This is a genomic window from Bacillus pretiosus, from assembly GCF_051294775.1.
Lineage (GTDB): Bacteria > Bacillota > Bacilli > Bacillales > Bacillaceae_G > Bacillus_A > Bacillus_A wiedmannii.
Window position 1 is genome coordinate 1 of sequence record NZ_JBPPHF010000003.1, and the last position, 19304, is coordinate 19304.

21 protein-coding genes, 12 tRNA genes and 4 riboswitches are annotated in these 19304 nt (G+C 37.5%); of the genes, 31 read left to right on the top strand and 2 right to left on the bottom strand.

What is annotated here, in order from left to right; genetic code table 11:
* Window positions 1–52: 52 nt before the first annotated feature.
* The 14 genes from ACSG5Z_RS16475 to ACSG5Z_RS16540 all read left to right on the top strand — a co-directional run bounded on the left by ACSG5Z_RS16475 (window position 53) and on the right by ACSG5Z_RS16540 (window position 3140).
* Window positions 53–126, top strand: a tRNA-Pro gene (locus ACSG5Z_RS16475).
* Between the two features lie 15 nt (window positions 127–141).
* Window positions 142–214 (top strand) — tRNA-Ala (locus tag ACSG5Z_RS16480).
* A gap of 20 nt (window positions 215–234) precedes the next feature.
* A tRNA-Ser gene (locus tag ACSG5Z_RS16485) sits at window positions 235–327 on the top strand.
* Between the two features lie 58 nt (window positions 328–385).
* A tRNA-Ser gene (locus ACSG5Z_RS16490) sits at window positions 386–478 on the top strand.
* Between the two features lie 23 nt (window positions 479–501).
* Window positions 502–578 (top strand) — tRNA-Met (locus tag ACSG5Z_RS16495).
* A 3-nt stretch (window positions 579–581) separates the two neighbouring features.
* A tRNA-Asp gene (locus ACSG5Z_RS16500) sits at window positions 582–657 on the top strand.
* An 8-nt stretch (window positions 658–665) separates the two neighbouring features.
* Window positions 666–741, top strand: a tRNA-Phe gene (locus ACSG5Z_RS16505).
* A 9-nt stretch (window positions 742–750) separates the two neighbouring features.
* Window positions 751–823 (top strand) — tRNA-Thr (locus ACSG5Z_RS16510).
* 6 nt (window positions 824–829) lie between these two features.
* Window positions 830–900 (top strand) — tRNA-Trp (locus tag ACSG5Z_RS16515).
* Window positions 901–909: 9 nt separating this feature from the next.
* Window positions 910–986 (top strand) — tRNA-Ile (locus ACSG5Z_RS16520).
* Between the two features lie 8 nt (window positions 987–994).
* Window positions 995–1069: transfer RNA gene (locus tag ACSG5Z_RS16525), tRNA-Asn, on the top strand.
* A gap of 1 nt (window position 1070) precedes the next feature.
* A tRNA-Glu gene (locus ACSG5Z_RS16530) sits at window positions 1071–1142 on the top strand.
* A 130-nt stretch (window positions 1143–1272) separates the two neighbouring features.
* Window positions 1273–1692, top strand: a complete 420-nt coding sequence (locus ACSG5Z_RS16535; RefSeq protein ID WP_087985846.1) for a CBS domain-containing protein — start codon at window positions 1273–1275, stop codon at window positions 1690–1692.
* A 296-nt stretch (window positions 1693–1988) separates the two neighbouring features.
* A complete protein-coding gene (locus ACSG5Z_RS16540; protein ID WP_087985845.1) occupies window positions 1989–3140 on the top strand; it encodes a DUF3965 domain-containing protein in 1152 nt (383 codons plus the stop codon).
* Window positions 3141–3368: 228 nt separating this feature from the next.
* Here ACSG5Z_RS16540 and ACSG5Z_RS16545 read toward each other — a convergent pair whose 3' ends face one another.
* The gene (locus tag ACSG5Z_RS16545; RefSeq protein ID WP_087985844.1) at window positions 3369–3707 is read right to left on the bottom strand and encodes a hypothetical protein; all 339 of its coding nucleotides are present in this window, start codon (window positions 3705–3707) and stop codon (window positions 3369–3371) included.
* Between the two features lie 5 nt (window positions 3708–3712).
* A complete protein-coding gene (locus ACSG5Z_RS16550; RefSeq protein ID WP_137012278.1) occupies window positions 3713–4873 on the bottom strand; it encodes an SH3 domain-containing protein in 1161 nt (386 codons plus the stop codon).
* A 269-nt stretch (window positions 4874–5142) separates the two neighbouring features.
* A riboswitch (TPP riboswitch) is annotated at window positions 5143–5254 on the top strand.
* Window positions 5255–5314: 60 nt separating this feature from the next.
* Window positions 5315–5417: riboswitch (TPP riboswitch) on the top strand.
* Window positions 5418–5500: 83 nt separating this feature from the next.
* Between ACSG5Z_RS16550 and tenA the strand changes: the two genes are divergently transcribed.
* From tenA to kdpC, 17 genes are all read left to right on the top strand, one after another.
* The gene (gene tenA, locus ACSG5Z_RS16555; protein ID WP_000666832.1) at window positions 5501–6196 is read left to right on the top strand and encodes a thiaminase II; all 696 of its coding nucleotides are present in this window, start codon (window positions 5501–5503) and stop codon (window positions 6194–6196) included.
* Window positions 6165–6914: an ABC transporter ATP-binding protein gene (locus ACSG5Z_RS16560; RefSeq protein WP_435711779.1), complete on the top strand. Its 750-nt coding sequence runs from the start codon at window positions 6165–6167 to the stop codon at window positions 6912–6914. The genes tenA and ACSG5Z_RS16560 overlap by 32 nt, the downstream gene beginning before the upstream one ends.
* Window positions 6914–7666 carry an ABC transporter permease gene (locus tag ACSG5Z_RS16565; RefSeq protein WP_087985850.1) on the top strand — a complete coding sequence of 251 codons (753 nt, stop codon included), beginning with the start codon at window positions 6914–6916 and terminating at the stop codon, window positions 7664–7666. The genes ACSG5Z_RS16560 and ACSG5Z_RS16565 overlap by 1 nt, the downstream gene beginning before the upstream one ends.
* Window positions 7663–8664 (top strand): ABC transporter substrate-binding protein, encoded by a 1002-nt coding sequence (locus tag ACSG5Z_RS16570; protein ID WP_087985842.1) that lies wholly within the window; start codon window positions 7663–7665, stop codon window positions 8662–8664. Before ACSG5Z_RS16565 ends, ACSG5Z_RS16570 begins: the two co-directional genes overlap by 4 nt.
* 10 nt (window positions 8665–8674) lie before the next feature.
* A complete protein-coding gene (gene tenI, locus ACSG5Z_RS16575; RefSeq protein WP_435711780.1) occupies window positions 8675–9295 on the top strand; it encodes a thiazole tautomerase TenI in 621 nt (206 codons plus the stop codon).
* Window positions 9288–10397: a glycine oxidase ThiO gene (gene thiO / locus ACSG5Z_RS16580; RefSeq protein ID WP_435711781.1), complete on the top strand. Its 1110-nt coding sequence runs from the start codon at window positions 9288–9290 to the stop codon at window positions 10395–10397. Before tenI ends, thiO begins: the two co-directional genes overlap by 8 nt.
* A gap of 15 nt (window positions 10398–10412) precedes the next feature.
* Complete coding sequence (gene thiS, locus ACSG5Z_RS16585; protein WP_001049510.1) at window positions 10413–10616, top strand: sulfur carrier protein ThiS; 204 nt, start codon at window positions 10413–10415, stop codon at window positions 10614–10616.
* Window positions 10617–10618: 2 nt separating this feature from the next.
* Window positions 10619–11389: a thiazole synthase gene (gene thiG, locus ACSG5Z_RS16590; RefSeq protein WP_097890215.1), complete on the top strand. Its 771-nt coding sequence runs from the start codon at window positions 10619–10621 to the stop codon at window positions 11387–11389.
* Window positions 11382–12401, top strand: a complete 1020-nt coding sequence (locus ACSG5Z_RS16595) for a thiazole biosynthesis adenylyltransferase ThiF (RefSeq protein WP_435711782.1) — start codon at window positions 11382–11384, stop codon at window positions 12399–12401. Before thiG ends, ACSG5Z_RS16595 begins: the two co-directional genes overlap by 8 nt.
* A 6-nt stretch (window positions 12402–12407) precedes the next feature.
* The gene (thiD, locus tag ACSG5Z_RS16600; RefSeq protein WP_137012268.1) at window positions 12408–13229 is read left to right on the top strand and encodes a bifunctional hydroxymethylpyrimidine kinase/phosphomethylpyrimidine kinase; all 822 of its coding nucleotides are present in this window, start codon (window positions 12408–12410) and stop codon (window positions 13227–13229) included.
* 84 nt (window positions 13230–13313) lie between these two features.
* Window positions 13314–13461: riboswitch (cyclic di-AMP (ydaO/yuaA leader) on the top strand.
* A 93-nt stretch (window positions 13462–13554) separates the two neighbouring features.
* Complete coding sequence (locus ACSG5Z_RS16605) at window positions 13555–13941, top strand: hypothetical protein (protein WP_048545796.1); 387 nt, start codon at window positions 13555–13557, stop codon at window positions 13939–13941.
* A 15-nt stretch (window positions 13942–13956) separates the two neighbouring features.
* Window positions 13957–14187: a hypothetical protein gene (locus tag ACSG5Z_RS16610; RefSeq protein WP_000866315.1), complete on the top strand. Its 231-nt coding sequence runs from the start codon at window positions 13957–13959 to the stop codon at window positions 14185–14187.
* Between the two features lie 259 nt (window positions 14188–14446).
* Window positions 14447–14592: riboswitch (cyclic di-AMP (ydaO/yuaA leader) on the top strand.
* Window positions 14593–14686: 94 nt separating this feature from the next.
* On the top strand, window positions 14687–14791 hold the full coding sequence (locus tag ACSG5Z_RS16615) for a SipW-dependent-type signal peptide-containing protein (protein ID WP_000887892.1): 105 nt from the start codon (window positions 14687–14689) through the stop codon (window positions 14789–14791).
* Entirely contained in the window at window positions 14788–14868 is an 81-nt protein-coding gene (gene kdpF / locus ACSG5Z_RS16620) for a K(+)-transporting ATPase subunit F (RefSeq protein WP_000214976.1), read from the top strand. The genes ACSG5Z_RS16615 and kdpF overlap by 4 nt, the downstream gene beginning before the upstream one ends.
* Window positions 14869–14887: 19 nt before the next feature.
* The gene (kdpA, locus tag ACSG5Z_RS16625) at window positions 14888–16555 is read left to right on the top strand and encodes a potassium-transporting ATPase subunit KdpA (protein WP_435711783.1); all 1668 of its coding nucleotides are present in this window, start codon (window positions 14888–14890) and stop codon (window positions 16553–16555) included.
* A 13-nt stretch (window positions 16556–16568) separates the two neighbouring features.
* Window positions 16569–18659, top strand: a complete 2091-nt coding sequence (gene kdpB / locus ACSG5Z_RS16630; protein ID WP_137036139.1) for a potassium-transporting ATPase subunit KdpB — start codon at window positions 16569–16571, stop codon at window positions 18657–18659.
* Between the two features lie 16 nt (window positions 18660–18675).
* Window positions 18676–19257: a K(+)-transporting ATPase subunit C gene (gene kdpC, locus ACSG5Z_RS16635; RefSeq protein WP_087985834.1), complete on the top strand. Its 582-nt coding sequence runs from the start codon at window positions 18676–18678 to the stop codon at window positions 19255–19257.
* Window positions 19258–19304: the final 47 nt, after the last annotated feature.

Genomic DNA, 19304 nt, shown 5'->3' on the forward strand with positions numbered 1-19304 from the left:
CTACGGATCAAGAGGTTAGGGGTTCGACTCCTCTCGGGCGCGCTTTTATTAACGGGAAGTGGCTCAGCTTGGTAGAGCACCTGGTTTGGGACCAGGGGGTCGCAGGTTCAAATCCTGTCTTCCCGATATTCCCAAAAACATGGGGCCTTAGCTCAGCTGGGAGAGCGCCTGCCTTGCACGCAGGAGGTCAGCGGTTCGATCCCGCTAGGCTCCACTTTATTTATTATATGTCTCGGAGGTATACCCAAGTTCGGCTGAAGGGATCGGTCTTGAAAACCGACAGGCGGTGAGAATCGCGCGGGGGTTCGAATCCCTCTACCTCCTCCATTTTCTTTTTAAATGGTTTAGATACATATAATAATAAAATTTTTATTTTTTCCTTCATGGAGGTATACCCAAGTTCGGCTGAAGGGATCGGTCTTGAAAACCGACAGGCGGCGAGAGTCGCGCGGGGGTTCGAATCCCTCTACCTCCTCCATTTTTTAAAAAACATTATATTGTCGCGGGGTGGAGCAGCACGGTAGCTCGTCGGGCTCATAACCCGAAGGTCGCAGGTTCAAATCCTGTCCCCGCAACCAAATGGTCCCGTGGTGTAGTGGTTAACATGCCTGCCTGTCACGCAGGAGATCGCCGGTTCGACCCCGGTCGGGACCGCCATTTATGTTGGCTCGGTAGCTCAGTCGGTAGAGCAGAGGACTGAAAATCCTCGTGTCGGCGGTTCGATTCCGTCCCGAGCCACCATTTTTTTATGCCGACTTAGCTCAATTGGTAGAGCAACTGACTTGTAATCAGTAGGTTGGGGGTTCAAGTCCTCTAGTCGGCATCCTTTAGGGGCATAGTTTAAAGGTAGAACTGAGGTCTCCAAAACCTCCAGTGTGGGTTCGATTCCTACTGCCCCTGTAAGTGTATGGGCCTATAGCTCAGCTGGTTAGAGCGCACGCCTGATAAGCGTGAGGTCGATGGTTCGAGTCCATTTAGGCCCACCATATATTATTCCGCAGTAGCTCAGTGGTAGAGCTATCGGCTGTTAACCGATCGGTCGTAGGTTCGAGTCCTACCTGCGGAGCCATGGCCCGTTGGTCAAGTGGTTAAGACACCGCCCTTTCACGGCGGTAACACGGGTTCGAATCCCGTACGGGTCATAAAAAAAAGAGTCAGCATATTGCTGACTCTTTTTTATTTTGTGGAATCCTCCTTTATCAACTGATTTTCCTGAAATAAATAAAGGGATTTAGGAAAAGCTATGGTATGTATAAAAAGGAGGAGACAAAAATGACACGAGTGAGAGACTTTATGAGTACTGATGTTGTACATTGTACACCGCTAGACAATGTATATGAGGCTGCTGTAAAGATGAAAGAAGAATCGATTGGATTGATTCCGGTTGTTGAAAATGAGCAAGTTGTTGGTCTTGTTACGGATCGAGATTTAGTTGTTCGAGGGATTGCTGAGAAACATCCTGGATCTAATAAAATTACAAATGTAATGACAACAAACATTGTTTCAGTTTCTCCAGATGAACCTATTGAAAAGGCTACAGAGTTAATGGCACAGTATCAAATTAGACGATTGCCAGTAGTTGAGAGTGGTCAACTCGTTGGGATGTTAGCACTAGGAGATTTAGCTATAAAAGAATCGGCAGATGATCAAGCGGGATTTGCTTTAAGTGAAATATCAGAGCATACGGAATGAAGTGAGACTTTAATTAGTGGAATAAGTTACGTATAAAAATCAGATACATTATTCTAGTATATAGGGTTAAGCTAATATGTTAGCATGATGTATCTGAGACATTATATAATATAAGTATACAGTTAGTAATTTCGACAGTTTATTTAAATTTGTCATTCCTAATTTTAAATAAGAGAAAAAATGATATACTGATAGATATAAGTATTATGAAAGATTTCGAATATAACAATATTCATTGTTAATGATGTAATAATGGATTAATATTTCCTATGTAGACAAAAGGGAAGGGGAATTATATGAGGGCTGTACAGCGCGATCCAAATTGGAATTTGGTTACAGATACATATATAGAACCAAATAATTTCGCTGAATTATTTTCTTTGCTTGTACCTTGTCATCCGAAAGGTGAAGGGAAAGAACGAACTATATTAGTGTGGAAAGAAAAAGAATTTTATAAAGAAGAAAATTTAGCGGCATTTATCGTATATGGAATGGATAAAGTAAAGAATTTGCCGCAGTTTCATAAAGATGAAATTCCAACTCTAGTACGTATTCTTCGCTTATGCCAAGAGATTGGTTGGTATGAAGAAGCAAATACTTTTATGATAACTCAAGGACTAGCTGAGTTTGTTCACACTTCATTGGAATATGAAACGTGGGATCTTTTGACGCAAGCGGTTGCTTTAAACTATTTAATTATTAAATATCGTATTGGTGAATTAACTGATGAGGATGTAGCAATTTGGGATAGGGTTAAATTTAATGAGAAATGTATAAAGGATTGTAAACATTTATTATCTCATAAAGAAGTATTGGAATTTACATTCTTTTATATGTGTAAGAGAGCTAAATCTCTATCAAAAGAGCAATTAAATAGTGATATGATGAGTCTAGCGATGTATTGTAATACGTTTGTGTATGACTTATACACACATGACCTATTACGAAAATATCGTAAGTGTACAGACTTCCTATCATATTATGGACCTAGTCAAGCGGTGTTAGCTTGTCAAAGAGCTGTACTTTCTCAAATTTCAGATCGATTAGACCCATTGAAAACTACTCATGTAGATGATTATTTATATGTAATGAAAGAAATGATGGAGCATATGACGATAGGAATAATGGATCGATATGATCATTTTATCGGGAAGTTATTATCATATGTACCATTTTTCGAAATGATTCAAGTTCCACAACATGCATATTATTGTGAAGAATTGCTGTATATTTGTAAGGGCATTGAATATAAAGAAGAAATATTACGCAATTATATATTTATACAATTACATGATTGTTTACCATCATTCTTTAAACTATTTCTTAAAAATAAACGTTATGCAACAATTCATGATATTCTGTTCTATTGGTGTGATGATGAACAAAGAATGAGCTTAGAGAAAAAATATAATCTTAGCTTTATTTATGAAAAATATGCTTGCGGATAAAAAGCATTTTCTATATAAATTAAAAAGGATCTCAAGTTTATGTGAGATCCTTTTTTTATTAGTAAAGCAAGGAGAACGCAATTAAGACGAGAAATAACATTCCATAAAGGAGAAATTGTGCCGTATTACTTCCTTGTATACCAAAAAAAGTATTTATTTTTGTGTATAAATTCAATATATATTTTATCGGATTATCTTTGAAAGATCGGTACACAGTGTCTCCTCTTTCTAAGCTTCTTGTTCGTGTTTTTTGTTATTAGGGACATGAATGTATCTAGCTATGAATAATAAAACAGCCATAAAGAATACAGGAAATACGGTAGATAAATAAAAACCATTACTAATAATATTTGTTATTAGGGCACTTAATAGAAAGATGGCATTATATATATGAGCAATTTTTTGTTTTAGTTGTACTTGAAAGGATTCCATCATAATTTCTAAAGCAACAAAAGCAATGATAATAGATAAAAATACAGTGTTTGTATTGTAAATGATTAAACAACAGATTAAACCTAAAAAGGCGAAGTATTCAATTAAGAGAGGTATATTGATATTGCGTTGCATACAATTTACCTAACTAAATATGGCAGTGGGTTTACTGCATTTGTTTTTTCAAAATTCCATTCTCCATTGTGTAATTCAAAATGAAGATGTTGCCCGTATGAATGACCTGTGTTTCCCATATGACCTACTAATTGTCCAGCTTGTACTTGATCACCAGCTTGTACAGTGCGATCTTTCATGTGTGCATAGACTGTTGTATATAATTTCCCATTTATTTGATGGGCGATGAACACAACATTGCCATAGCTAGCTGAATAATATGATTTCACAACTTTACCTGCAGCTGCCGCCTGGATTGAGACATTACCCTGAGCTGCAATATCTATACCATAATGCATTTGTTCCCAACGCATATCAAAGGTTGAGCTAATTCTTCCTTGAGTAGGGAATTTGAAAACTGCTGGAATGGAAGTAGGTTGAGCCGTTTGAGCTTGTGATTGCATTTGATTTTGCACCACATAATGTTTTGCCACGTATCCGTATCCTGTGCCAAAACGAATTTTATACCAAGTCCCTACAGTTTCCACTACTTGTATTTGTGTACCATTTTGTAATGAACCAAGTAGTGCACCACTTGTACTAGCGTTGCCACGTACATTAAGTTTAGGTGTTGCAACTGTGTATTTCGTATTATTTTGAACTGTGATGCCTTTCACTAAAGCCTGTGAACCATTAGAAACGAATGCTTTTTGTACATAACCTGTTTTGCCATTATGTAAAATTTTATACCACTCGTCTTGTTCTTCTTGAATGGTAACGAATTTCCCATTTGGTAATACATCTAAAATTGAAGATTCTAAATTAGGTTCAGAACGAACGTTTAATGCATTGGCATTAACGATATATTGATTATTAGATTGAAGTTTGTTTTTTAGTAGAATGGCATCTTTTTGTACGTAACCTACTTTATTATTAACAGATACTTTATACCAACCATTAGTTGTTTCAAGTATGTTCACTTTCGTATTAAAGCGAATTGTATCAATTGATGAGCTATTTGCGTTATCTTTTGTATGTAAGGCTACTTGATCAACTTTTACATATCCAGTTTTCACATTAGATAATTGTTCAGCGTTGGCTGTTTGTACATTTGTTTCTCCCATAGAAGGAAGTAAAGAAGCAATTGCGACAGTAGTTGCTGTTAAAGCAGTAGCTTTCATATTCATATAATAGAGACCTCCTCTAGTTGTATAGTTGTAATTTTATTATAGTATAAAGATATAATATAGTGGGTGTATTCACATAAATGTAATATGAAATCAATATAAAAATAAATTTTTTGAGGATAATGATTCCTTTTTATCCAATTAATTAGGATAATAATTTCTAAGATAGAATATAAGTATTATATAGTTTTGTTATTTCGTTGACAATTGGGAAAATTAAAACAGTTGATGATGTCTTATTACGATGTTATACTGACAGTGTTAATTTCATAGTTTGCTAGGAGAGCTGGTGTTGCCAGCTGAGAGTAGGCCGTAAGCCTTTGATCCTTTTCATTACCTGATCTAGATTATGCTAGCGTAGGGAAGCAATTCGGACACTAATAATGAGTCCCCGTTTCTTTGCGTATAGAAACGGGGCTTTTTTGTTTGAAAATTTCATATTGAAACCACTAGGGGTGCTTGTTGTGCTGAGAGAGGAATAATCCTTAACCCTTACAGACCTGATCTAGGTAATACTAGCGAAGGGAAGTGGAGCAACGAATAAAATTATAATTTTATTTGCTGTAACCACTTCTTATTTAGAAGTGGTTTTTTATTTAGATATATAAAGTGAAAGGGGATAGAGAAATGAAATTTTGCGATAGATTATTAGAAACTGTACAACCAGTTTGGGAGATGAGTCATAATCATCCGTTTGTAGTAGGTATGGGAGATGGCACGTTAGAAAAAGATAAGTTTCAGTATTATATTATTCAAGATTATTTATATTTGTTAGATTATGCAAAGCTATATGCGATTGGTGTTGTAAAAGCAACGAATCCACAAGTAATGGGGAAATTTGCTGAACAAATTGATGGCATATTAAATGGAGAAATGACGATCCATAAACAATATGCAAAAAGACTTGGTATTTCTATAGAGGAGATAGAATCTGCAAAACCATCTGCTAAAAATTTAGCCTATACAAATTACATGATGTCTGTATCTCAAAATGGCACACTTGCGGAATTAATAGCAGCACTTCTTCCATGTATGTGGAGTTACTGGGAAATTGGAAAGCGTTTAAACGATATTCCTGGAGCAAGAGATCATGAGTTCTTTGGTGAGTGGATTCAAGGATATAGTTCAGAAGAATACGGTAGCCTTTGTATTTGGTTAATAGATTTATTAAATGAAATGGCAGTTGGAAAGTCTGACAAAGAGTTAGATCGATTAGAGGAGATATTCCTATATTCCAGTCGATTTGAATATTTATTCTGGGATATGTCCTATCGTAAGGAGATGTGGGGATTTGAGGAGCAAGAACATACTACAGTTTCATAATGTTTCTTTTCATTATGATGAGAAACCAATCATCAATGAATTAAATGCTTCTATACAAGATAAAGAGTTTGTAAGTATTATCGGACCGAGTGGAAGCGGGAAAAGTACTTTATTTCGCCTTATTACAGGTTTAGAAGAGGTGAGTACTGGACAGATAGAGCTGACAGAAACAAAGAGCCATCCTGTAGGCTATATGCCCCAAAAAGATATGCTCCTGCCATGGAGAACGATTATTGAGAATGCTGCCCTGCCGCTAGAGTGCCAAGGTGTACAGAAGAAAGAAGCGCAAATAAAGGCAAAGGAACTGTTACACAAATTTGGTTTACAAGGGTATGAGACAAAATATCCGAAAGATTTATCTGGTGGTATGAGGCAACGCGTATCTTTCATTCGAACTTTATTAACAGGCGGGGAGATATTGTTGTTAGATGAACCGTTTAGCGCGTTGGATGCTTTAACGAAGGCATCTTTGCAAGAATGGCTGTTTGAACAATGGAAAGAGTGGGAAAAAACAATTTTATTTATCACTCATGATGTGGAAGAAGCGTTGTTTCTTTCTAATCGAATTTTAGTAGTAGAGCAGCAACCGATAACTACTTTAACCGAGAGGGTTGTACCACTTGATCGTAATCGAACAAGAAAAGATTTATATAAGCCTGAAGTGTTAGCACTTAAAGATGAGCTTCTTAGTATGTTACAAAGGCAGGTACTCGTATGATGAACCGGTTGAAGGAGCTATTACCTGCCCTTACACTTACTAGTATTTTACTTGCCTTTTGGGAAGTAGGCGCAAGAATCGTAGACGAAATGTACATTTTACCGTCACCGTCTGCGATTGTGATGAAGATATGGAAACTAAAAGATATATTATTTACGGTTCATTTGCCGGCAACCTTATCCGTCGTTTTAATAGGGGTGGCTATTTCTATCGTACTTGGGGTAGGGCTAGCGATGTTAATGAATGCGAGTAATTGGATGGAGAGAGCATTTTATCCACTATTAGTTGCCTCACAAACGATTCCGATTACAGCGCTTGCTCCTCTCTTCGTTTTATGGTTTGGATATACGATTTGGAGTAAGGTTGTTGTTACTGTTTTAATTACGTTTTTCCCAATTGCGGTCAATACGTATGATGGACTACGCAGTACGAAAAAAGAATGGGAGGAGCTATTAATTACGTATGGGGCAACGAAAAAAGATGTTTTTCTTAAATTAAAATTGCCGTCTGCTCTTCCTTATTTTTTCTCAGCTTTAAAAATTGCAGTTCCGCTTAGTGTAATTGGGGCAGCAATTGGTGAATGGCTCGGTGCACAAGCTGGGCTAGGGTATTTCAGTAAAAGAATGATGACGCAGTTAGACGGCGCAGGTGTATTTGCACCCATTGTATTGTTATCATTATTAGCTATTTTCTTCGTCATACTTATTTCGATTTTAGAAAAGAAATTTATTAGTTGGAGGAAGTATTCATGAAATTTTTAAAACGCATCTTTGTGTTTACATTATTAGTTGCAATGATTGCTGGATGTTCTAGTAATTCAGCGTCAGATAAGGGGAAAAAGGAAAAAGAAATAACGGTCATGCTTGATTGGTACCCAAATGCGGTACATAGCTTTATTTATGCGGCGATTGAAAAAGGCTACTTTAAAGAAGAAGGAGTAAAGGTGAATATTAAATTCCCTTCCAATCCGACTGATCCATTAACTTTAGCAGCTGCAGGAAAAGTAACGGTTGGCTTATATTATCAGCCAGATGTTGTCATGGCAAAAGCAAATGAACAAATTCCAGTGAAATCAATTGGAGCTGTCGTACGTTCACCATTAAATCATGTTGTATCGCTGAAATCAGCAGGCATTCAATCGCCAAAAGATTTAGAGGGGAAAACAGTTGGCTATTCTGGAACACCTTTAAGTGAGATGTATTTAAAAACGATGGTAAAAGAAGCTGGTGGTAATCCAGATACAGTGAAAGTAGTCGATGTTGGCTTTGATTTAGTACCGGCATTAATTACGAAAAAAGTGGATGCGGTAACAGGGGCATACATTAACCATGAAGTACCTGTTATGCGTCATGAAGGTCATGAACCAGCGTACTTTAACCCTGCAGATTACGGTGTACCGAATTACCATGAGCTTGTATTTGTAACAGGTGATAAAACGTTGAAAAAAGATAAAGAAGCGTTACAAGCTTTCTTACGTGGTACGAAAAAAGGCTATGATTTCATGAAGAAAAATCCAGATGAAGCATTAAATATTTTATTAAACCATCAAGAAAAAGAAAACTTCCCGCTTGTACCAGAAGTTGAAAAAGAGAGCATGAAAATTTTATTAGAGAAGATGGAAACGAAAGATGAGCCATTCTTATCGGATTCAAAAGAGTCATGGGAGAAACAAAATAAATGGCTGAAAGATAAAGGAATGACGAAAGAAATCGTTCCGGCTGAGGAATTATTCGAAAACATTTTAAAGTAGGCGAATGAATATGAAAAATGAGCTTCATGTAATCTCAAATGGTCACATGTCATTCGAAGAGTTAGTGAATGTAGCGATGCAAATTGAGAGTGAGATTGATTATTTGCATATTCGTGAGCGTGAGAAAAGTACGAAGGATTTGTATGAAGGTGTGGAAAGTCTTTTGAAGAAAGGCTTTCCAGCATCGAAGATAGTAATAAATGATCGAATTGATATTGCTATTTTATTAAACATTCCGCGCGTGCAGCTCGGATATCGAAGCGCAAATGTAAGGTCGGTGAAAGAAAAGTTTTCTTATTTGCATGTCGGTTATTCTGTGCATTCTTTAGAAGAAGCGATCGATGCATTTAAGAATGGAGTGGATTCACTCGTCTATGGTCATGTATTTCCGACAGATTGTAAAAAAGGTGTACCAGCGAGAGGGCTTGAAGAAATTTCAGTCATTGCAAAGTGTTTATCTATACCGATTACAGCAATTGGAGGAATCACCACGGAAAACACTGGTGATGTTCTTGCTAACGGTGTCAGTGGTATTGCTGTTATGTCTGGGATTATAAGTAGTAATAACCCGTATAGCAAAGCGAAATCTTATAAGGAATCAATAAGAAAGTGGGCGGAAAAACATGTGTAAGAAGTATGATGTAGCGATAATTGGCGGTGGTGTAATCGGTAGTTCAGTTGCACATTTTCTAGCAGAAAGAGGACATAAAGTAGCGATTATAGAGAAGCAAAGAATTGCATCTGAAGCCTCGAAAGCAGCCGCTGGTTTACTTGGGGTTCAGGCAGAATGGGATGCATATGACCCACTATTTGAACTTGCGAGAGAAAGCCGTGCTATATTTCCACAACTTGCAGCAGTTTTGCGTGAAAAAACAGGCATCGATATTGGATATGAAGAGAAAGGCATTTATCGCATTGCCCAAAATGAAGATGAGAAGGAAAGAATTCTTCACATTATGGATTGGCAGCAGAAAACAGGTGAAGATTCTTATTTTCTAACAGGAGACCTTTTACGAGAGAAAGAGCCGTTTCTATCGGAGTCAATTATAGGTGCTGTATATTATCCAAAAGACGGTCATGTTATTGCACCGGAGCTTACGAAAGCATTCGCACATTCCGCATCATTCTCGGGTGCTGATATATATGAACAGACAGAAGTGTTCGATATTCGTATTGAAAATAATAAAGTGACTGGGATTGTTACAAGCGAAGGTATTATCGCGTGCGAGAAGGTCGTGATTGCGGGTGGTTCATGGAGCACGAAGTTACTAGGTTATTTTCACCGCGAATGGGGTACATATCCAGTTAAAGGAGAAGTAGTAGCGGTAAGAAGTAGAAAACCACTTTTAAAGGCGCCTATTTTTCAAGAAAGATTTTACATTGCCCCAAAGCGTGGTGGACGTTACGTAATTGGAGCAACGATGAAGCCTCATACGTTTAATAAAACAGTGCAACCAGAAAGTATTACTTCTATATTAGAGCGTGCTTATACAATATTGCCAGCTTTAAAAGAAGGAGAGTGGGAAAGCACATGGGCAGGATTAAGGCCACAATCAAATCACGAAGCTCCTTATATGGGAGAGCATGAAGAAATAAAAGGTTTATATGCTTGTACTGGGCATTATCGAAACGGTATTTTATTAAGTCCTGTTTCTGGTCAGTATATGGCTGATTTAATAGAAGGAAAGCAGGAGAATCATTTGCTAGATTCATTGCTTTCTAAAACAGTTTAGAAAGGGGATGGAAGTTTGAATTTAAAAATTAATGGTAACCAACTTGAAGTGCCAGAGAGTGTAAAAACAGTGGCTGAGCTACTTACACATTTAGAGTTAGATAACAGAATTGTGGTAGTAGAGCGTAATAAAGATATTTTACAAAAAGATGATCATACAGATACATCTGTTTTTGATGGAGACCAAATTGAGATTGTAACTTTCGTAGGAGGCGGTTGATTATGTTAAACATTGGACCATTTTCATTTCATTCTAGACTTTTATTAGGAACAGGGAAATTTCCTGATTTTGATGTACAGCAAAAGGCAATTGATGTATCTGAAGCTGAGGTTTTAACGTTTGCAGTACGTCGTATGGATATATTTGATGCAAAGCAGCCTAATTTATTAGAGAAACTTGATGTGAAAAAATATAAGTTATTACCGAATACAGCTGGAGCAAAAAATGCTGAAGAAGCTGTTCGTATTGCAAAATTAGCAAAAGCTTCGGGGCTTTGCGATATGATCAAAGTGGAAGTTATTGGTGATGATAGAACGTTATTACCTGATCCAGTAGAAACGTTAAAGGCATCTGAAATGTTATTAGAAGAAGGATTTATCGTTCTTCCGTATACATCTGATGATGTTGTATTAGCACGTAAATTACAGGAACTAGGTGTGCATGCAATTATGCCAGGAGCATCACCAATCGGTTCAGGACTTGGTATTGTAAATCCGTTAAATTTAAGTTTCATTATTGAACAAGCGACAGTGCCAGTTATCGTTGACGCTGGTATCGGTAGCCCGACTGATGCGGCATTTGCGATGGAATTAGGAGCGGATGGTGTGTTATTAAATACTGCTGTATCGGGAGCAAAAGATCCAATAAAAATGGCACAAGCAATGAAATTAAGTATTGAAGCAGGACGATTAGGATTTGAAGCAGGTCGTATTGCACGTAAACGTTGTGCAACAGCAAGCAGTCCTTTAGAAGGAATGAGCGTAGTTGAATAATCGATATTCTCGCCAAGAATTATTTTCTCCAATTGGAGAAGAGGGGCAACGAAAGATAAGAGAAAAGCATGTACTCATTATCGGTGCAGGTGCATTAGGTAGTGCAAATGCAGAGATGTTTGTAAGAGCAGGTGTTGGCACAGTAACGATTGTTGACCGAGATTATGTCGATTGGAGTAATTTACAAAGGCAACAATTGTACGCAGAGAGTGATGTGGAAAATAATCTTCCAAAGGCTGTAGCGGCAAAAAAACGTCTAGCAGAGATCAATCGTGAAGTAAGAGTAGAGGCTCTCGTTCAAGATGTAACAGCTGAGGAATTAGAAGAGCTTGTTACAAACGTAGATGTAATGATTGATGCAACTGATAATTTCGAAACACGTTTTATTGTGAATGATATAGCGCAAAAACATTCTATTCCATGGATTTACGGAGCATGTGTAGGGAGTTACGGCCTTTCTTACACAATTCTTCCTAGTAAAACGCCATGTTTATCTTGTTTATTACAATCGATTCCGCTGGGCGGGGCGACATGTGATACAGCGGGCATTATATCACCTGCTGTATCTCTCGTCGTTTCTCATCAAGTAACGGAAGTTCTTAAATTGTTAGTGGAAGATTATGAATCACTTCGAGATGGACTTGTGTCGTTTGATGTGTGGAAGAATGAATATTCATGTATGAATGTGCAAAAGCTTCGTAAGCATAATTGTCCTTCGTGCGGAGAGAATGCGATATACCCGTATTTAAATAAAGAAAACACATCGAAAACAGCAGTTTTATGCGGGAGAAATACAGTTCAAATTAGACCACCTCATAAAGAGGAAATGGATTTTGAACGATACAAAGAGCTGCTGAATGATCGTGTGCATGATTTAAATGTAAATCCATATTTATTATCATTTTCTGTGGAAGAAAAGAGATTAGTTGCTTTTAAAGATGGTCGTGTACTTGTACATGGAACGAAAGATATAAGCGAAGCAAAAACAATTTATCATCGCTATTTTGGATAGAAAAGGATGAGTGGGATGAAAGTAAATAAAGCTTTAACAATTGCAGGATCTGATAGTGGCGGCGGTGCCGGCATTCAAGCAGATTTAAAAACATTCCAAGAGCTTGGTGTGTATGGGATGACGGCTATTACGGCAATTACTGCTCAAAACACGCTTGGCGTTCAAGGGGTATATCCAGTTTCGTTAGAAGGTATTACGGAACAGTTGAATTCAATTGGTACGGATTTAACACCAGATGCTGTGAAACTAGGAATGTTATTTAGCAGCGAAATTATTCAAATTGTAGCAGAACATATTAATAAATTTGGCTGGAATAATATTGTACTAGATCCTGTTATGATTGCTAAGGGCGGTGCATCATTATTACAACAAGAAGCAGTACAAGCATTAAAAGAATATTTATTACCAGTAGCAACGGTTGTAACACCGAACGTGCCTGAAGCAGAAGTGTTAACTGGAATGGAGATTCATAATATTGAAGATAGTAAGGAAGCTGCGAAAGTACTGCATGAATTGGGTGCAAAATATGTGCTTATGAAGGGCGGACATGCAGAGTATCAAGGTAAGGAAGTAGTTGATTTACTCTTTAATGGTGAGCAGTTTATCGAATTTAAAAGTGAAAGAATTCCTTCAAAGCAAACGCATGGAAGCGGGTGTACATTTGCTTCGGCGGTTACAGCAGGGCTTGCGAAAGGATACTCAATTGAAGAGGCAGTTCAAGAAGCAAAACAATTTATTAGTATAGCAATTGAAGAGCCGCTGCATATTGGAAGTGGTCATGGACCGACGAATCATTTTGCATATAAATTGAATAAAGCACATGTATAAGTAGAAAAAAGTCAGTTGTATAACTGGCTTTTTTTCTGTTTACTTTTTCCAAATACAGGAGTAATATATCAGCCAGAATATATTTTTTGTAATACGCTGAGTCCAATTGTATGGAGCGGAGGAACCAATTTGTGCAGTGTCACTAGGGGTGAATCTTTCAATTTTGAAAGTAGGGCTACTCTCAAAGTCCGAATCCGACAGCTAACTTCGTAAGCGTCTTGAGAGAGGGCGGTGTCATGATGGATACATCACTTCATCGATCTGATTAGTATAGGAGAATATCAATCTATGTTTGAGTTCTTTTATGCTAAGGAGGATGAGGTACATGGAATTAACACTTATTTGTGTTGGGGAAGAAAGCAAGGTAAATAGTTTAAGAGATTTAGTAGCATTTCAACATGAGTTAATTATTTTTACAGCAAATGAAGAGATAGCTGCTGAAGTTAGGAATTGTGGGTTTGATTGGACTTATAGCTGTAGTAAGGCACAAGATTTTACTAGTATTTGTGAGTGTATTAAGAAGGTGATTTTACTAGGGGATGAGCTTCCAATCATTAGTTTCTTCACAGAACACATTCACTTTTCTTTTCAAGCACCTATTACTGTTGTTACAAGGAATAAACGATATCCAGCGAGGCTCTATGAAACAATTGGAGCTACATTTGTCGTGTTTACGAATTGTGATAATATTTCTTTTTTATTTTTTGAATAGGGCGGGGGAAAAAAGATGAAGGTGTTGTTACTAGGAGATATAGCGAATCGTTGGGCGGTATCAGTAGAGCGAGTTCAAGAATTGGTGGTGCTTGATCCCATTTTTCCAAGGCCCTATATCATATTGCCATCGAAAGACGCTTTATATTTAAAAACAGATGTTATCGAATATGAGCAGCTACATGCAGAATTGTCACAAGTTTATATTCGTGGGAGAAATTTGCGTGCGTTTTTGCGTGGAGAATAAATAGTGAAAAAAAAGAGCGAATGCTAAGTGCAACAAGCTATGCACTTCATGTCATTCGCTCTTTTTGTTTCGTATTTAAAAGATCATTTCTGTGAAAAAGAAAGAAAAGACGAGAAAACAGATGAAATAATATTAATAACACTCAATGTAAGCGTTTAAATAGATGGATATTTTCTTATTTTCAGTAATTTGACTCTTTACAAGTTAAATATAGAGGAGTATATTTACTCTCATAAATCATTCATAAAATTTCCAAAAAAACCTAAAATCGCTGAGTTCCAGAAATGGAGCGGGGGAACCAATTTTGTGCATCGTCACTTGGGGTGAATCTTTCAGTTTTGAAAGTAGGGCTACTCTTTAGGCCCGAATCCGACAGCTAACCTCGTAAGCGTTTAGAGAGGAGGTTTACTTTGTGTTGTTCATTTCGAACACTAAGTAGAGCTTAGTGTTCTTTTTTCGATAATTTAATGGTAAATTTTTACAGAAAAGAGGGGTAGCTATGTTAGATGTTGTAATGATCGGGATTTTTGTTGTGTTAGTCGCATCGATGGTAAGTCTTGCAAGTTGGTCAGATAAAGTTGTGAAAGAAGGGAAGCAATCATGACGGTTGCCTTATCGGTTATTGTTGCAGCAATTACTGTGTACTTAGTATATGCATTATTAAATCCAGAAAAGTTTTAATTAGGGGGAATCATTCATTATGATTTGGGTCGCAGTTGTTATTACCATGCTGTTGTTTATTCTTGTGGCAAAGCCAATGGGGATTTATTTAGAGAAAGCCTTTCAAGGTAGTAAAAAGTTAGATAAAGTATTCGGGCCTTTTGAAAAACTTATTTTTAAAATTACGGGTGTAAAAGAATACAATCAAACGTGGAAACAGTACGCATTGTCATTAGTTTTATTAAATGGATTTATGATTGTTGTCGTATATTTCATTTTCAGACTACAAGGAGTATTGCCATTAAATCCAGCGCATATTGAAGGGATGGAGCCTACGCTTGCTTTTAATACAGCAATTAGTTTTATGGCTGATACAAACTTACAGCATTATAGCGGTGAAAATGGTTTATCTTATTTATCACAATTAATCGGAATTACATTTTTAATGTTTGCAGCACCAGCAACGACTTTAGCACTTGTAATGGCGTTTATAAGAGGGCTTGCTGGGAAGGAACTCGGTAACTTTTTCGTTGATTTTACGAGAGCTTTAACGAGAGTATTTCTTCCTATTGCGTTTGTTGCAGCGCTAATCTTTGTCGCACTTGGTGTACCACAAACGTTAGACGGGGCAGTTACAGCACAAACAATTGATGGGGCAAAGCAAAGTATATTACGTGGGCCTGTTGCATCATTCGTGTCCATTAAGGAACTCGGAAATAACGGCGGTGGATTTTTCGGAGCAAACTCTACACATCCTTTCGAAAATCCAGGGCAAATGAGTAATATTTTACAAATGATGCTTATGATGTTATTGCCAACAGCACTTCCATTTACGTACGGACGAATGGTAGGAAATAAAAAACAAGGTCGTATCCTTTTCGTATCACTATTCATGGTGTTTTTACTAGGATTTATAACGATTACTACATCTGAATTACATGGGAATCCAGCGTTAAATGGAATGGGCATCGAACATGTACAAGGGAGTACAGAAGGAAAAGAAGTACGATTTGGAACAGTATTTTCTTCCCTATACGCAACAGTGACGACAGCTGCTGAAACAGGAGCCGTTAATACGATGCATGATACGTTAACACCAATTGGCGGGTTAGTACCACTCGTAAATATGATGTTAAACACAGTGTATGGCGGCGTTGGGGCAGGTTTTGTGAACATTATTATGTATGCGATTATCGCAGTCTTTATATCTGGGTTGATGGTTGGACGGACACCAGAGTTTTTAGGTAAGAAAATTGAAGGTAAGGAAATGAAATTAGTTGCGGTAACGATACTATTTCATCCACTGCTTATTTTAGGGTTTTCAGTATTAGCTCTTTCAACAAGTTTAGGAACGGATGCCATTTCTCATTCTGGTTTCCACGGTTTAACGCAAGTGGTATATGAGTATACATCGTCAGCTGCGAATAACGGATCTGGATTTGAAGGGTTAGCGGATAATACACCGTTTTGGAATATTACAACTGGCTTAGTTATGTTTTTAGGGCGCTATTTCAGTTTAATTACGATGCTAGCTGTTGCAGCTTCATTGAAAGAAAAGACGGTAGTACCAGAAACAGTCGGAACGTTCCGTACGGATAATAGTTTATTTGGCGGCATTTTCATCGGAACAATTGTAATTGTCGGTGCATTAACATTCTTCCCGATGTTAGTACTCGGCCCAATTGCAGAATTTCTTACATTGAAGTAATGGAGGGTAAATGATGAGACCGGTAGTAGTAAAAGAAAAGAGAGTAAATGATTCACAAATACATGCTGTAGAAGATGAAGTTAGACAAGCGAAAACGATGGATCGTGATATCGTGAAACATGCGATGAAACAATCCTTTGCGAAATTGAATCCGAAAGTCATGATAAAGAATCCGATTATGTTTGTTGTAGAAATTGGATTTATCATTACGTTCATTTTATCGTTTCTTCCAAGTCGTTCTAGTAGTGTACCAGGATGGTTTAATATAACAGTCTCTCTCATTCTATTATTTACAGTTTTATTTGCTAACTTTGCAGAAGCGTTAGCGGAAGGACGGGGGAAAGCTCAAGCCGATTCTTTAAAACAGTCGAAGAAAGATGTGTTTGCAAATGTTGTAAAAGAAAATGGAGACATTGTTCAAGTTTCAGCAACTGATCTGAGAAAAGATGACGTTGTTATTGTAAAACAAGGAGAAATGATTCCGAGTGATGGGGAAGTAATTAAAGGATTAGCGTCTGTTGATGAATCTGCGATTACAGGGGAATCAGCTCCTGTAATAAAAGAAGCGGGCGGCGATTTTTGTTCCGTAACAGGCGGGACGATGGTCGTAAGTGATGAGATTACAATTGTCATTACGAGTAATCCTGGTGAATCATTTATTGATAAAATGATTTCGTTGGTAGAAGGAGCTGCTCGTCAAAAAACGCCGAATGAGATTGCTTTAAATACAGTATTAACGAGTTTAACGCTTATTTTCTTAATCGTTGTTGTGACGTTGCCCATTTTTACAAACTATTTAGGGTTTCAAATTGATACAGCTGTACTTGTAGCGTTGTTAGTTTGTTTAATTCCAACGACAATTGGTGGTTTATTATCAGCAATTGGTATTGCCGGGATGGATCGCGTGACAAAGTTCAATGTGTTAGCGATGTCGGGTAAAGCAGTAGAAGCTGCGGGTGATATTAATACAATCATTTTAGATAAAACAGGTACGATTACTTTCGGGAACCGAATGGCTCATACATTGCTTCCTGTAGGAAATGAAACGATTGAGCAAGTAGGAAAATGGGCTGCGATTAGTTCAGTTTTAGATGAAACACCAGAAGGTCGATCGGTTATAGAATATGTAAAAATGAAATCTATATCATATAATCGAGAAATTGCAGAACAAGGTGAGTTTGTTCCGTTTAAAGCAGAAACGAGAATGAGTGGTGTCGATTTACAGGACGGAACGAAAGTGAGAAAAGGTGCTGTAGGTAGCGTAATTGAATGGGTTAGGTCACAAGGTGGAACGATTCCGAAAGATGTAAATCAAAAAGCAGATTCCATTTCCAAAGAGGGCGGGACACCACTTGTAGTTGCAGTGAATAATCGTATTTACGGTTTAATTTATTTAAAGGATACAGTAAAGCCAGGTATGCGTGAGCGTTTTGAACAATTGCGTCAAATGGGGATTAAAACGGTTATGTGTACAGGTGATAACCCGTTAACAGCAGCAACGATTGCAAAAGAAGCAGGGGTAGATGAGTTTGTTGCTGAGTGTAAGCCAGAGGATAAAATTGCGGTTATTAAAGCAGAGCAAGATAAAGGGAAACTTGTAGCGATGACGGGTGATGGTACAAATGATGCGCCGGCATTAGCGCAGGCTGACGTTGGATTAGCGATGAATAGTGGTACGACAGCTGCGAAAGAAGCAGCGAATATGATTGATTTAGATTCGAACCCGACAAAAATTATTGAGGTTGTAGGGATTGGTAAGCAATTGTTAATGACGCGTGGTGCGTTAACGACGTTTAGTATTGCGAATGATATCGCAAAATATTTTGCAATCATTCCAGCAATGTTTACACTTGCGATTCCGCAAATGGAAGCATTAAACATTATGAAACTAACATCACCACTGTCAGCGATTTTATCAGCATTAATATTTAATGCAGTTATTATTCCATTACTCATTCCATTAGCGATGAAAGGTATCGCATATAAACCGATGAGTTCGAATGCACTACTTAGCCGAAACCTACTTATTTATGGACTTGGCGGGGTTATTGTACCGTTCATTGGAATTAAAGTAATTGATATAATTGTCGGCTTGTTCATATAAGGGAGAGGGGAAAAAGATGGCGAAGAAACAAAGTATACTATCACCGATTGTCCGTATTACTTTTACATTTTTAGTGTTGTGCGGCCTTGTATACCCGCTTATTGTAACTGGTATTGCACAAGCGGTAATGAAGGATAATGCGGATGGAAGTCTAATATATAATGATAAAAATGAAGTGATTGGTTCTAAATTAATCGGTCAAAATTTCACAGATCCACGTTATTTTCATGGGCGTGTTTCTAGTATTGAATATAAGGCAGAAGCATCTGGTTCAAATAACTATGCACCGTCTAATCCAGATTTAGAGAAACGAGTAGAGAAAAGTATTGAAGAGTGGAAGAAACAAAATCGGGCTGTTCCAGTAACAGAAGTGCCGATTGATCTAGTGACGAATTCAGGTTCAGGGCTAGATCCTGATATTAGTCCGCAGGCAGCTTCTGTGCAGGTGGATCGTATCTCTAAATTAACGAATATTCCGAAAGAAAAGCTAAATCAGTTGATTAAAAATCAAACAGAAGGTGCTGCACTTGGCTTATTTGGAGAGAACCGCGTAAACGTTTTAAAGTTAAATTTAGAATTGCAGAAACTACTGAAATAGTAACAGTGCTACCTCAATCTAATGGATTGAGGTAGTGTTGTTTCGAA

Bases quoted from the DNA above. Each gene is read 5' to 3' on its own strand.
- thiO (WP_435711781.1), top strand. From the start codon at position 9,288: ATGTGTAAGAAGTATGATGTAGCGATAATTGGCGGTGGTGTAATCGGT.
- tenI (WP_435711780.1), top strand. From the start codon at position 8,675: ATGAAAAATGAGCTTCATGTAATCTCAAATGGTCACATGTCATTCGAA.
- ACSG5Z_RS16540 (WP_087985845.1), top strand. From the start codon at position 1,989: ATGAGGGCTGTACAGCGCGATCCAAATTGGAATTTGGTTACAGATACA.
- kdpB (WP_137036139.1), top strand. From the start codon at position 16,569: ATGAGACCGGTAGTAGTAAAAGAAAAGAGAGTAAATGATTCACAAATA.
- ACSG5Z_RS16545 (WP_087985844.1), bottom strand. From the start codon at position 3,707: ATGCAACGCAATATCAATATACCTCTCTTAATTGAATACTTCGCCTTT.
- kdpC (WP_087985834.1), top strand. From the start codon at position 18,676: ATGGCGAAGAAACAAAGTATACTATCACCGATTGTCCGTATTACTTTT.
- thiD (WP_137012268.1), top strand. From the start codon at position 12,408: ATGAGTGGGATGAAAGTAAATAAAGCTTTAACAATTGCAGGATCTGAT.
- ACSG5Z_RS16550 (WP_137012278.1), bottom strand. From the start codon at position 4,873: ATGAATATGAAAGCTACTGCTTTAACAGCAACTACTGTCGCAATTGCT.
- ACSG5Z_RS16615 (WP_000887892.1), top strand. From the start codon at position 14,687: ATGTTAGATGTTGTAATGATCGGGATTTTTGTTGTGTTAGTCGCATCG.
- ACSG5Z_RS16605 (WP_048545796.1), top strand. From the start codon at position 13,555: ATGGAATTAACACTTATTTGTGTTGGGGAAGAAAGCAAGGTAAATAGT.
- ACSG5Z_RS16610 (WP_000866315.1), top strand. From the start codon at position 13,957: ATGAAGGTGTTGTTACTAGGAGATATAGCGAATCGTTGGGCGGTATCA.
- kdpA (WP_435711783.1), top strand. From the start codon at position 14,888: ATGATTTGGGTCGCAGTTGTTATTACCATGCTGTTGTTTATTCTTGTG.
- thiG (WP_097890215.1), top strand. From the start codon at position 10,619: ATGTTAAACATTGGACCATTTTCATTTCATTCTAGACTTTTATTAGGA.
- kdpF (WP_000214976.1), top strand. From the start codon at position 14,788: ATGACGGTTGCCTTATCGGTTATTGTTGCAGCAATTACTGTGTACTTA.
- tenA (WP_000666832.1), top strand. From the start codon at position 5,501: ATGAAATTTTGCGATAGATTATTAGAAACTGTACAACCAGTTTGGGAG.
- ACSG5Z_RS16535 (WP_087985846.1), top strand. From the start codon at position 1,273: ATGACACGAGTGAGAGACTTTATGAGTACTGATGTTGTACATTGTACA.
- ACSG5Z_RS16565 (WP_087985850.1), top strand. From the start codon at position 6,914: ATGAACCGGTTGAAGGAGCTATTACCTGCCCTTACACTTACTAGTATT.
- ACSG5Z_RS16570 (WP_087985842.1), top strand. From the start codon at position 7,663: ATGAAATTTTTAAAACGCATCTTTGTGTTTACATTATTAGTTGCAATG.